The 13,203-nt window shown below is 46.6% G+C and carries 12 protein-coding genes; 3 read left to right on the top strand and 9 right to left on the bottom strand.

Annotation, left to right across the window (positions count from 1 at the left end; genetic code table 11):
* Positions 1-50: 50 nt before the first annotated feature.
* The 6 genes from K9M52_RS18180 to K9M52_RS18155 form a co-directional block, all read right to left on the bottom strand.
* Entirely contained in the window at positions 51-1,421 is a 1,371-nt protein-coding gene (locus tag K9M52_RS18180) for a di-heme oxidoreductase family protein (protein WP_224069863.1), read from the bottom strand.
* 84 nt (positions 1,422-1,505) lie between these two features.
* Entirely contained in the window at positions 1,506-2,591 is a 1,086-nt protein-coding gene (locus K9M52_RS18175; RefSeq protein WP_224069862.1) for an imelysin family protein, read from the bottom strand.
* Between the two features lie 32 nt (positions 2,592-2,623).
* Complete coding sequence (locus K9M52_RS18170) at positions 2,624-3,073, bottom strand: QcrA and Rieske domain-containing protein (RefSeq protein ID WP_224069861.1); 450 nt, start codon at positions 3,071-3,073, stop codon at positions 2,624-2,626.
* An 11-nt stretch (positions 3,074-3,084) separates the two neighbouring features.
* Positions 3,085-4,374, bottom strand: a complete 1,290-nt coding sequence (locus K9M52_RS18165; RefSeq protein WP_224069860.1) for a hypothetical protein — start codon at positions 4,372-4,374, stop codon at positions 3,085-3,087.
* Between the two features lie 115 nt (positions 4,375-4,489).
* Entirely contained in the window at positions 4,490-5,806 is a 1,317-nt protein-coding gene (locus tag K9M52_RS18160) for a sensor histidine kinase (protein ID WP_224069859.1), read from the bottom strand.
* A complete protein-coding gene (locus K9M52_RS18155; protein WP_224069858.1) occupies positions 5,806-6,471 on the bottom strand; it encodes a response regulator transcription factor in 666 nt (221 codons plus the stop codon). Before K9M52_RS18155 ends, K9M52_RS18160 begins: the two co-directional genes overlap by 1 nt.
* A 225-nt stretch (positions 6,472-6,696) precedes the next feature.
* Between K9M52_RS18155 and K9M52_RS18150 the strand changes: the two genes are divergently transcribed.
* Positions 6,697-7,110, top strand: coding sequence for an EamA family transporter (locus tag K9M52_RS18150; protein WP_224069857.1), 414 nt, complete (start codon positions 6,697-6,699; stop codon positions 7,108-7,110).
* Positions 7,111-7,116: 6 nt separating this feature from the next.
* Here K9M52_RS18150 and K9M52_RS18145 read toward each other — a convergent pair whose 3' ends face one another.
* From K9M52_RS18145 to K9M52_RS18135, 3 genes are all read right to left on the bottom strand, one after another.
* On the bottom strand, positions 7,117-9,225 hold the full coding sequence (locus tag K9M52_RS18145; RefSeq protein ID WP_224069856.1) for an LTA synthase family protein: 2,109 nt from the start codon (positions 9,223-9,225) through the stop codon (positions 7,117-7,119).
* A 7-nt stretch (positions 9,226-9,232) separates the two neighbouring features.
* Positions 9,233-9,979 (bottom strand): phosphatase PAP2 family protein, encoded by a 747-nt coding sequence (locus K9M52_RS18140; protein ID WP_224069855.1) that lies wholly within the window; start codon positions 9,977-9,979, stop codon positions 9,233-9,235.
* Positions 9,980-10,075: 96 nt separating this feature from the next.
* Positions 10,076-10,849: a phosphatase PAP2 family protein gene (locus K9M52_RS18135; protein WP_224069854.1), complete on the bottom strand. Its 774-nt coding sequence runs from the start codon at positions 10,847-10,849 to the stop codon at positions 10,076-10,078.
* Positions 10,850-11,028: 179 nt separating this feature from the next.
* Between K9M52_RS18135 and K9M52_RS18130 the strand changes: the two genes are divergently transcribed.
* Positions 11,029-12,273 (top strand): TolC family protein, encoded by a 1,245-nt coding sequence (locus K9M52_RS18130; RefSeq protein WP_224069853.1) that lies wholly within the window; start codon positions 11,029-11,031, stop codon positions 12,271-12,273.
* Positions 12,270-13,202: an efflux RND transporter periplasmic adaptor subunit gene (locus tag K9M52_RS18125; RefSeq protein ID WP_224069852.1), complete on the top strand. Its 933-nt coding sequence runs from the start codon at positions 12,270-12,272 to the stop codon at positions 13,200-13,202. The genes K9M52_RS18130 and K9M52_RS18125 overlap by 4 nt, the downstream gene beginning before the upstream one ends.
* The last annotated feature ends 1 nt before the right edge of the window (position 13,203 follow it).

The raw sequence follows: 13,203 nt of genomic DNA, 5'->3' as shown, positions 1-13,203 counted from the left end.
CTTTGAGCGGATAATCTGATCTATCCAGTCTAAAGGCTCCAGTAAAATGACTATAAAGACTGTAGAAATGTAAGCAAGGCATCTCTGTCTGTCTTTGATAGTTGTATAAACAGGTCTCTGGACTTCTTTGATTCACCTCCATGCCATAATATCGCTTCTGTCATTGTTCTGGCGCGGCCATCATGCAGATAGTAGGCGGTCCCGTTGGTTTTCTGAAACAGGCCGATGCCCCAAAGCGGCATCGTGCGCCATTCATTCCCTGTGGCCTGATAATCGGGCCTTCCATCGGCCAGCCCGTCGCCCATATCATGGAGTAACAGGTCTGTATACGGGTGGATCAGTTGATGGCTGAGCATAGGAAGCCTGACATCCACACCCGTTCTTACATCCGGCAAGTGACAGCTACCGCAGTTAATTTGCCTGAATATTCTTTCGCCTCTGAGGCTGACGGAGTCATGTACATTTCTTCTGGCAGGGACGGCCAGGGTACGGGCATAGAAAACGGTGGCATTTAAGAGGCTGTCACTGATTTCGGGATCATCTGTCCGGTCATCATATTGTGGCTGCCCCCAACTGCTTTCCGCTGCAAATATACTGCTGGTAAGTCCCATGTCCTGCTGGAAGGCAGAGGCCACCTGGATGCGGATCGAGGGCGTATTGGCTTTCAAACCAAATCTTCCCAGCGCTCTTTTTTTATCTTCAGGGTTATAGACATAATTGGGTTTTCCACTAATACCATCCCCATTGAGGTCACTGGAATCTGCATAGGAAAGAATCGTGGACTCAGGAATAAGCTCAAGCAGGCCCAGGCCAAATATTGGCGGCGCCAGCCTGACGGATATCATATAACCTGCAGGTAAGGGCTTATAGGAAGAGGATATTGCGTACACAGGTTTCCTCAGAGATGCCGTTTCTCCGTCGGGGAAGGTAAAAGGGATTTCGGTGTAACTGACGTTTATCTTTACTTCTGGTATCCCTGTAAGCGATTTATCCTGCAGCTGCAGACCAAAACCGGGTGCCGGGACCGCCCCTCCGTCACTGGCAATACCAGGGACAGAAATCCTTGCCAGTAAAGACGACTCAACCAGACCGAGCGTAGGCGTGCCCTTGCCGTCATTATGGTGGCAGGAAACACAGGACACGTTATTATAGATCGGGCCGAGCCCCGGAAAATGTGGAGCTGGTGCGGACACAAAAACCTGGCTAAAGATGCCGTCCCCCACACTGTGGACAAAACCATCATAGGTACTCATCCCGGATATCGGATCGCCAAATGCCTTGGAATTAGATAAGAAGGTGGTGGCTGCGCCACCGGAGAGTCTGAGATCATGCAAGTCATCGGAGAATTCTTCCGCTTTGCGACAAAAACTGCCGATCAGGATCATGACGCCGATCACACACATCACATAGAACTTTTTCATCGAACTGGAATAGTTGGGTAGAGGCTGAGAGGCTGCCTGGTAACGGCCGCCTCGCTTACCGCTTTAAATGTACGGCTGCGCCGTTTAGTCTTTTACATATTGCTGGATATAAGGAATCAATCCGTCTTCGACCTGGGATTTCAGCGTCTGGATCTGATCGATTACATGTTGCACAGTTGGCCGCTGATCGTAAATCGCTTTTTCAAAAGTGATATCTTTAAATCCGTCAAAAGATTGAATGGCATTCGAAAAGGCTGCCTTGATCTGATTATCCAGGTTTTTATTATGGATCTGTACCAGCGCGCTCAGGCTGCTGCCGGTCTTGCCGCCGTATGAACAGGTATAGCTGTTATAAGCGCCCTGGATATTATTTTTAAAATCAGCGATAGAGTTGTGTGAATAGGGAGACTCTGTTTTTGTTGAATCTGCGTCAGACCTCGTATTACCGAATGGGTCGGGTATTTTAGCTTCTCCTACTTCAGTACAGATGTTGATCAAAGCATTGGCGACGGCTTCCAGTGCTTCTTTTTTTGTCGTATAACGGCTGCCATTTACGCCTGGCCGGCTGATCTCTTCTCCAAAGCCCCCTTCCAGCCAACTGGCCTGAAGGGCCTTTACATTGGAAAGAATATTTGCCGAGAGCGCCATCATGTAGTTTTTCTCCTCATCAGTATAGGCCTCCGGCTTTGTCTCCCATAGCAGATACTCCAACGGGTGAAAGCCTTTAAGGGCATCTTCTGTATTGTTTAAGTCCTCACTGGTTATATGGTCATTGCTTTTCAGAAAAATATCGATCTGATTTCTATCCGTAGGCCAGGTGTCCATATGAGGATCATAATTGTCATCGTCCACGGGTCCGATCAAAAAACCTTCACTCTGTTCCCAAACCACACGTACCTTTTTCCAGGCTGCCTGAGCAGCTGTCTGATTAACCGGACCTGGCGCTTCTACCAGTTTTTGAACAGCGGTATTCAGGACCGTTGCCTGATCTACAAAATCACTGTATAACGGATTGCCAAGCACGCTAACAAAATCACCGAGCGCCTTTGTTTCTACCTTCTGGATATCTTCGTTGCCGTTCATATCCGGCGTCTCGCTTTTGGAACAGGAGGTCATAGCGGCCGACAGTATGACTGCAATCGCTAACCCCGAAATATATACTTTTCTCATTGTTTTACTTTATCTATAGGTTTTAAAAATAATTAGCTAAAAAAATAATCAGGATCCAGTTGTATAACGACGTCTTCGTTTACCAGCTTTGTCTTCAAATGCTGTAACGGGTCGGTTGCCGGACCTTTGATGACTTCTCCGGCGCCGGAAAACCGGCTGCCATGCAGGGGACAGAAATAGCCGCTGCCGGTTTTTGTCAGCGCCTGGCCGGCATGTGTACACATCAGCAGTAAGGCGGTATATGAAGACCCGTTTTTGATCACACCTACATCGTAACCATAATTACTGACCCGGATCAATTTAAAATCAGTGGTTGCAAAACTGGAAGCTGGTACTGCAATAGTTCCCTGGCTCGGCGTTGCCTTATAAACGCTGACCGAAGCTGTTTTGCAGGCGTCCATAAAAGTGGCGCTCAGCATGGTTCCCAGGCTAATGGCGGCGCAGGTGCCACAGGTCTTTTTCAGAAAGTCTCTTCTATCCATCGATTGGTTGTTTAGAAGGCGTAGCCAATGCCTATATTTAAAAATTGGTTATTCTGTTGATAGGCCTGCATGACAGAAGGCGGGTTGATAATCAGGTTGGGGTTCTGCGGCCCTGTATGCGTAATACGTACATCGGCCTTAATAACGACATTGGGTGTCGGAAAATAGTTGAGCCCGGTAATTACATGCCACTGTTTAAGTGTAGGATCTTCAATGCCACCTGCTGGAATCTCATGGTTTAAATCCAGGTTTTCGTATCGGGCAAAACCTACCAACTGATGACGGCTTCCCGTATGATAGAGCAGGTTATAGGCGAGCTCACCATAAGCACCATACATGGCTTTAAAGACATTGCTGGCAAAAGCGGCATTGACTTTCCCAGCATCCGGGTAAGAAACATAGGTGCCCAGCAGTTTGGCGGAAAAACCGCCTTTGTTATATTGTATGTTTGCTTCGCCTAAATACACCGGTGTGCCCAACGGACCGGATTCAAGGCCGAGGCTGTCGGCCTGGTATGTACCCATACCTGTGGTTCCACCGGCGTAGCCGGAAACCTGGAACTGAAAATCCCCGGCAAAATACCTGAGTGATGCGGTAAAGGCCAGATTATTCCCGGTAGCCAACTGTCCGTCACTCATGCCACCGGCAAAGCCATTGCCATGGATCATATGTTGGGAACTGATACCGCTGACCAACGCGGCCGAATAGGCGAGTGGCAGGGTGGCTGCCTGCCCGTAAAAACCGATCCCGACTTCGCGCCAGGTAGTAGGAATGATGAGCTGCTCGACTAAAGGACGCTCCGTGCCATTATAATTAATGGGTAAATGGTTTTCATTGGTAATCCCGATCCTGGGCGTAAACAAACCGGCCACAAAATACTGTCTGGGGTTTAGAGAGAATTTTAAAAAAGCCTGTTCCAAACCTACTTCTCCTTTACTGTCGCCTCCTTCTACCTTGGCACTCTCCACTTCCAGTTCTGAGAAAAATGCAATTTTACCGGTAAACTGGTGCCCTACGAATAAAACGGCTCTTGCCAGGTTAATCATGGAATTTTTATAGGCAAAATCATGCTGGTAGGTGGCTTCTCCATAACCGGATATAACGGTCTGAGAAATTTTAGCATTTCCGCCGGTTAACAGGTCTTCACCCGAACTGGCGACCATTTTTTGAGCAGGGGTCAGCTTATAACTTGTATGCGGTCTTTTCAAAGAGCTACTATCCGGGCCTATGCTGTCTGTCTGACCATAAAGGGAATGTACGACAGCAAGGGCACCAATAGCGATCCATAGTTTTTTCAACATGTACGTCACAGTTTTGTGCCGCAAATGTAGGAGGCCGCTTTTTTTATAATTTACGAGATGAGGAATAATTTACCGCGATCGGAAATTTCTTTTAAAGAGCGCCTGGGATGCAGATTTATAAGAGAGCTATTGCAGGGGAGGCTTTTTCTGTTGATTTGCTGACCGGTTCCCAGCGGAGGGTAAACTGATGCGTTCCGTTATTGTAGTCATAAGAAATATGGTAATGGTGGTACCTGGCGATGGTTTGTACAATAGATAATCCGAGCCCATTGCCTTTTTGCTTGTTCTGTCTGACAAATCTTTTAAAGATTTTTTCAGAGGAGATATTAAAGGGTGTCCCGGGATTACAGACCTGCAGGAAGGTAGCGGTTAGCTTTACCCGGATAGTGCTTCCTGATGCAGAATATTGAATCGCATTGGTTACCAGATTGGCCACCATGATTTTAAAAAGTGTTTTGTTCGCACTGGCAAGTGTGATCGCCGGTGTGGCAAAGTCTGTCTGAATGGACTGAGCTTTCGACTGTGCCAGCAAGGAAAGGTCCTCTGTGACTTCCTCTATGGTTTCCTGTACATGAACTGTTTCTTCATCGGCAAACTGCCCGTTTTCTATTTTGCTCAACAATAACAGATTACTGTTCAGTTCCTGCATCTGTTCAATCTCTCGATACATGTCACCGATCAGCTCCCCCTGTTCGCCGGTAAGATCTTGCTGCTGCAGTAATAACTCTAATTTGAATTTGAGTACGGTGAGTGGTGTTTGCAACTCATGGGAAGCATTCTCGATAAATTCTTTCTGAGAGTGATACGCACGCCGTACCCGGATGGAAAGTTGCTGGACAGAGTGATTCAATTCTTTAAATTCCTGTATTTTGAGCCTTTTTGGCAATTGCATATTATCAGATTCGATATTAAACGCCTTCAGGTAGGCGAGCGCGTCATAAAAGGGTTTCCAGATTCTTTTATGGATAAAATAATTGATCCCGACAGTACCCAGTAGTAAAAGGATAAGAATGCCGAGCTGAATGGTTAAAATGGTCTGGATGAGGTCTTCTTTCTCAAATAAAGAGGATTCAATGCTGACAACATAAGGCTTGCCCATAATCTCCACTTTTTTCTGCAGGATCCTGAAGTCTTCCGGATCCGTACCGTCAGCAGATTGTCTTTGAATGGTAAAGGGCTTATCATGGAAAGCGACACTGTCGATGGGCTGGATATCGAGGTCATTATCCAGCTCTTTCCACAACTGGAAATCTGCCGGCGTCTGAATGATACTGACAATGGAGGGAATCTGTGAGGCCTGCATCCTCAGGTCTCTGTCAATGGAATGAACAAAAATATTGTTTAACAGTATATAAAAAACCGGGATACTGACCAGGGTCAGCAAGGAGGCAAAGAGCAGATGTCGTAAAGAAGTATAATGTAATAGTTTCATCAGGTGAACTTATAGCCTGTGCCATAGATCGTTTTAATGCTGCTGCCCATTGATCCTAATTTCTTTTTCAGATTCTTGACATGGGCATAAATAATGTCATAATTATCCAAATATAAGGCGGATCTGCCTAAAAGGTGTTCGGCAATGGCATTTTTAGTAATCACCCGCCCTTTATTGATCATTAAAAATAAGAGTAATTCATATTCCGTCTTGGTGAGCTGGATAGGCAGTCCTTCCACGCTGGCCGATCTGGCCAGCGTATCGATTACCAGATCTTCATAACTTAACCGGCTTTCTCCCTTCAGGTATCTTCTGCGAATGATGGCTTCAATACGCGCACTAAGTTCTGCCAGGTGAAACGGCTTGGCCAGGTAGTCATCCGCTCCCAGTTTGAGTGAAAGTACTTTGTCTTCTAAGCCGTCTCTGGCGGAAATAATAATCACCCCATCCGTTTTTTTATCCTGCTTAAGCTCTTTTAACAAGGTAAGGCCGCTGCCTTCCGGCAAATTAATATCCAGTAAGATACAGTCATAGGCAAAATCCTCTATCATTTGCCGTCCTTGGGCGATATCAGCCGCCACCTCGCACAGATAATTCTCTCTTTGTAAATATTGCTGGATACTTTTAGCCAGTTCTATTTCATCCTCTACGATTAATATTTTCATAGTTAAATTGCCGGAAGTACGTTAAAGATACTGATTTTGATGATACTTGCCTGAGCCAGTGCTCAGTTTCCTGGCCGCTTGCCCTGAACAAAGAACCTGCAAAAATCTGAATAAACCCTGAATTTATAGACGGATCTTCAAAAGCAGCAAACAGATCACAAATAGCGGCGTTGCTGCGTTTTGTTTGTTCCTATCTTTGTGGTCCTGTCAATTAAATAGTCAACTATGTGGTGGATCTATGCTTTACTGGCGGCCTTGTTTGCCGCGCTTACGGCCATATTTGCCAAAGTCGGCATAAAAGGCATGTCAGCAGACCTGGCTACGGCGATCCGCACCGTAGTGATCCTGACACTCGCCTGGGGGATTGTCTTGTATAAAGGAGAGTGGAAAGACTGGCAACAACTGAGCCGGCAGAATATGACCTTTCTGGTGCTCTCCGGTATTGCCACAGGACTTTCCTGGATCTTCTATTTCAAGGCACTTAGTCTGGGCAAAGTGTCTCAGGTGGCTCCCGTGGATAAATTAAGTGTGGCGCTGGCTATCGTACTGTCGATTATTTTTCTGGGAGAAACACCTGACTGGAAAACACTGACCGGTGCTGCACTGATCATCGTCGGCACTTTTATACTCATCCTTTGAGCGGTTTTACTCTTGGTATTTTCTCTTATCCAGCAGCCATGCAGTCATTTGATAATAACTGATAGCCGCGTCTTTAAGACTATCCCTGGGGCTTACTGGCAGTTCATCAAATTTACTGATAAAATCCCCTGGTATCGTAGCTGTGCTCTTTGCGGGCCGGATCCGGTACGATTTGATCTGACGGACCGGCGACAATACCGTTAATACGCTGTCCTGCAGATAGCCCATATCCTGGTAGGTGGCCATGAGTGCCCTTGGCCGGTAGCTTTGTTTAAAAATATCTTCTCCGATAAATTTTGACCGGTAACTGAAGTGTAGCAGCCCGAAAACAGTCGGCATAATATCTATTTGGGACATCAGTGTGTTGACCTTCCTGGCCGGTATAAAGCCCGGGCTGTATACCAGACAGGGGATCCGGTATTTATCCAACGGCAGGGCGACCTTGCCGGCAGAGGAAGCGCAGTGGTCAGCCACAATAATAAAAACAGTATTGTTAAACCAGGGCCGGCGCCGGGCCATTTGAAAAAAGCGGCGGAGAGCATAGTCTGTATACATCACACCGCCGTTTCTGGATCTGGCATCCCCGGGTATAGCTATTTTACCATTCGGATAGGTAAAAGGCCGGTGATTGGAAACGGTCATCCAATGGGCAAAGAACGGTCTGCCGGTCCCATGATCCTTGTCTAATACCTGGATCATTTTGCCAGCCATATCCTCATCGCAAACACCCCATATATTAGCGAAACTGATCTCGGAAGCCTGGAAATTATTTCGATCGATCACCTGATAGCCATTGCCCTCAAAAAAATCCTGCATATTGTCAAAATAGCTGTAACCGCCGTATAAAAACTGTACCGTATAGCCTTTTTGCCTCAGAATGCCGCCTGTCGTGAATTTATTTTTATTGTCTTTTCGCTTAATAATACTTTCCCCGGGAGAGGGGGGAATACACAGGGTCAAAGCCTCAAGGCCCCTGACAGTCCGGTTGCCCGCGGCGTAAAGCCGGGTAAACATTAAACTCTGGTCTGCCAGAGAATCCAAAAAAGGAGTAAGATGATGCTTGTTGCCATAATGGGCCAGATAATCAGCACTCAGGCTTTCCACGCTGATCAGCACAATGTTTTTATGGCTTTCGCCGGCGGTGTCGGTGACTTTTTTTTCAAAGCCCGTTTGATGATCCGGGGATGGTGTCCATCCCAGCTGCCGTGCCAGGAAGGTAACGGCTTTTTGTTGCTCTATTTCCGGGTAGAACTTTGTATAACTTAAGCCATTGTCCTGAAAGGCGGTATAAAACTTATACAGGCCATCCGCGCCGAGTTCACTGACATATATGTTATCACCGGTGTTTTCCCCGGCATAGAAGGGTAATAACCGGGAAGCAACAAGTATGCTTACCGCGGCGGCGATGATCAGCAAAAGCTTTGTCTTGAGATCGGGTAAGGGAGCAAAATAGTCTGTTGTTCTACGGTAAATAAATACCGTAATCGCAATGGCCACGAGCGCCAATACTGAAAACAGGGGTACTACGGGATAGGACTGCATAATATTCCCGATCACCTCATTGGTGTAGATCAGATAATCTACTGCAATAAAATTGTAACGGACACCGAATTCTTTGAAGAAAAAATATTCACTGAGCGCATTTAGTAAAATGGCTGCTACATAAAGAAAAAGCGTAAATCCAAATAACCATTTTCGGGTTTGTAGCCTGTAACGTGGTGCACCGACCATCCAGGCTGTTAGTAGTAGCTTTATAGAAAGAAAAATAACCACGATATTGATCAGGACACTGCCATAGGCTTTAATGATATTGTTGCTCAGTAATACATAACCGAGTAGTAGGATCAGAAGACCCAATATAATCTGCCCATAGGGCTTTTTGAGTTTGCCATCAGACAGGAAAAGCAGGTATAGCCACAAGGGCATAGCCAGCATGAAAAACACCAGCAGGTTGGGAAAGAGTCCCGGCAGCAGCACCCGGAAATAGTCCGTAAAATGAAAAGTCGCGCGCATTTGATGGTCGGCCAGCAACAGCAGCCGAAGCGCTGTGTTGACCACCAGATAAAATCCGCAAAGATAAGCAAAGGGTTTGCCGTATTTTAAATATGCCCGCATGATATTATCATTTGAATTTCCTGTGTTTATGCCAGCTGTAGCGATGCGTCCAGTAAGCGAGTTTCATAGACAGGATGCCCAAACCCGCACCAACCAATACATCTCCTATGTAGTGCTTATTATTGGCCAGTCTAAGTAAGCCAACGCCGGTTGCCAGTCCGTAGGCTGCATAAGGCATCCATTTATATTTGTCCCGATACTCTTCACTGAGCATCGTGGCTGTCGCAAAGACCTGCAGGGTATGCCCGGAAGGGAAGCTATAGTGATTGCTTCCATCCGGGCGCCATTCATGTATGGTGTGCTTTAATAAATAGCCTGTAGCCGTCAGCAAGATTTCTCCTTTGATGAGTATGGCCGTTCTGTTGGCTATATCTGTTTTTGATCGGATCCCAATGAGATCCAATCCATAAGGTATGGCAGCAGGTGCATACAAAAGGATGTTGTCCGCTGCTGTATGGAAATCTTTTAAATGCGCGTCATGAAAGCTTAACTGGGTGTTTTTCAAGCCCTGACTGAAATCCATAGCGATTCCCGCGGCCGTGAGCACACCGGGTGTAAGGAGTTGCTTCGGCGTATACCGTGGGGCGGATAAATACGCCCTGTGATAAGAATCGGGTATGGCAACAGTGTCAGTGACTGGCCGTGACACCTGGTTTAACGCGGTGTCTGATCCACCCCCGGCCTGCGCGTAAACCACCGACAGGGGCAGGCAGACCCAGATCCATAAAAATCCCAGCCACTTAAAAACTTTCATCCCTGGTCCTTCCATCAACATATTTCTGCAAATGTGATGTGATATTCTGAATGAATTCTGAAGAACGGAAAGCATACCCAGGTTGAGAGATGAAAATTAACGTCTTATAGCATGTTTGCCCCAATGATACCTGTGGGTCCAATAGGCGATTTTAACGGAGAGTATCCCAATGGCGGCTCCTGCCAATACGTCACAGATATAGTGTTTGTTATTGGCCATCCTTAGAAGGCCGGTGCCGGCTGCCATTGTATAGGCAGCATAGGGCAGACAGTTATACCGGTAACCATACTGCTGGCTCAAAACAGTGGCTGCCATAAAGGCCTGAGCTGTGTGTCCTGACGGAAATGACTGATGATTACTGGCGTCCGGCCTTCGTTCATCGACACTGGTCTTTAGCAGATAGGTCGTACCTAACATGATGGCCTCGCTTTTAAGCATGATCACAGCCTGATTGGCAGGGTCCGTTCTGCCGGGTATACCCAGGCCTTCCAGAACGTAATTCGCGATTAGTGGCGAGAACTGAAGGTAGTTATCCACTTTCGTTCTGAAACTCGAGAAATGATCGGCTCTGTATTCCACCAGTTCGTTTTTTAGTCCCTCTTTTTGATTAAAAAAAGTCGCCATGCCGGCGGCCGCAAGCAGACCCGGCGCCAGAAGCTGCCTGGGTGCATAAACCAGCCTTTCTGAATCATGAGCAAAGGCAGCACGAGAAGGCTTGGTTTCGTATCGGTAAATGTTGCCGGCAGACAGTGAATCTGCCTTCATCAGTGGGCTGGTCTCATCTCCAGCAGGCAGCTGTGCGCTGACACGTATAAAGGAGAGAAAAAGCAATAATGTCAGCTGCAGTATAATGCAACATATTCTGAACATCTTTACGGGTCGATTTAAGAGCGTGCTGTACGAATTTTATGTAATTAAGCGAACGGGGCCGCAGCAAAGCTATTTTCTCATCCTGAAGAAAATTTGAAAAGGGGCATGCGTCTATTTTCCCCTTGCTACGGAGAGGTGGCCTTTAGATTTTGTTCAGAATTCAGATGAACCTTTGGTAGATGAAAAAGGGGAAACTTTTTTTACTGAGCGGAGCGATGCTGGTCGCTGCCGCGGCGCTGGGGCAAAAAAAGGACTTATCATTTTACCTCTCGATGGCCAGGCAACATACACCGGTTTTCGATGACCTGGCGGGGCAGCGCCGGTCCCTTTCACTCGATAGTGCTAAATTGAAGGCCATATACGGTATACAGGTGTCTGCTGACGTCAATCTGATATATGCACCTGTCATTCATGGATGGGGATATGATAAGGCCATTACCAATGGTCAGGATATAACGGGAATATTATCCTTAAAGAAAGAAATCGTCAGCAGGGATAATATGCAGACGAGGCTGCAGCAATTCTCCATTCAGGGAAAACAGCTGGATAATCAGGAGACTATTTCCCGCAGGAGTATCGGACAGACGGTTACTGAGCAGTATATTGCCTGCTATGGCGATCAGCTACAGTATTTGCTGGCCAGGGAAATCAGTAGCTTTTTAGCCGTCGAAGATCATATTTTACTGGCACTTACCCGCACGGCAAGTTTTAGTCAAACCGATTATCTTTTGTTCAAAGTGGCGCTCCAGACCCAGGACCTGACGGAAAAAGAAGCAAGGGGCCGGTTTTTAAATGATCTGGGGCTACTTAACTATCAATGTGGTATTGTGGATACCAGTTGGACAGAACTGGCACCGCCTCCGGCGGAAGACGCACAACCGGTGGCTTTTAACCAGAGTCTCTACTATCAACAAAACCAGCTGGACAGTATCCAGATTGATAATACCGCCAGGGTCATTCACCTGAACTACAAACCCAAAATCAGTGTATTCGGTGATGGGGGTTACAGTTCCTCCCTGCCCGGACAGGCCGCAAAAAATTTTGGCGCGAGCATTGGCCTCAGCTATTCATTACCTATATATGATGGCCAACAAAAAAAATATGCACTGCTCCAAAACAATCTATTAAGTGAAAGCAGACAAAGGCATGCGGCGCAGCGACGCAGGCAGTACGAGGGGATCGTGATGCAGTTAAATCAACAACTCCATATCTGTGAAGAGCAGATTAACGCTTCGGAAAAGCGCCTGCTGTACGCAAAAACCCTGATCATTGCCGGTAAAAAGCAGTTACCTACAGGAGGTATGCGAATGGCTGACTATTTAATGGGCATTAATAATTATATGAATCTCAGGGCAACCGTTATACAAAATAAAATAAAACGATTTCTAATCATTAATCAATTGCATAATCTTCTTTTACCATGAAATATGTTCTTCTACCGGCGCTCGCTGTGATAATCTGTATGACCGGATGCCATGGCGGCTCCGCATCTACGGACAGTGGGCAGGGAGATATGGATCAGGCAAGGCAACAGACACCCGTGACCATTACAAGTGGTAACTATGGGTCCATGGCAGATAGTATTGCACTGAACGCAGTGTCGGCTTATTTACTGGAGATAGCGGTTAAAAATGATATGAATGGCTATATTAAACAAATAGCGAGTCAGGTAGGAGATAAGGTATGGCGCGGAGAGCCCCTGTTTACCATCCAGACAAAAGAATCTAAAAATATAGGCAACATCATCAATCAACTCGATTCATCGTTTCGGTTCTCCGGAACCAGCCGGGTAAAAAGCCCTGCCAGTGGCCTTATCACATTGTTGAACCATCAGGTGGGCGATTATGTCCAGGAAGGAGAAGTGCTGGCAACCATCGCTGACGCAGCCAGCTTCGGATTTAAGTTAAATCTGCCATTTGAATACCGTCAGAAGATCAGGCTGAACCAATCGTTGAAAATAAACCTGCCGGACGGAACGGCCATAAATGGGACAGTGAAAAAAGTAATGCCCCAAATGGACAGCGTTTCACAAACGCAACAGATATTCATTAAAACAGCTGTCAGCGGTATTCCTTCGGCGCTGATGGCCAGTGTCTTTTTAACGACTCGTTCTTTCTCCGGCTTTATATTACCGACCGCCAGTATTTATGCCGATGAAAATAAGCAGCATTATTGGGTGCTGCAGCTACTCAATGATTCCACGGTACATAAAGTGCCCGTCGTCATCGGTCTGGAAAATGACAGTCAGACGGGGATTGATTCTCCTCATTTTTCACCGCAGGACAGATTTGTGTTGGAGGGTGGTTACGGCCTGACGGATTCGTCCGGTATTAAAATAACAACGCCACAATAAA

The organism is Arachidicoccus terrestris (assembly GCF_020042345.1).
GTDB lineage: Bacteria > Bacteroidota > Bacteroidia > Chitinophagales > Chitinophagaceae > Arachidicoccus > Arachidicoccus terrestris.
This window is presented reverse-complemented; position numbering and strand designations above follow the sequence as displayed.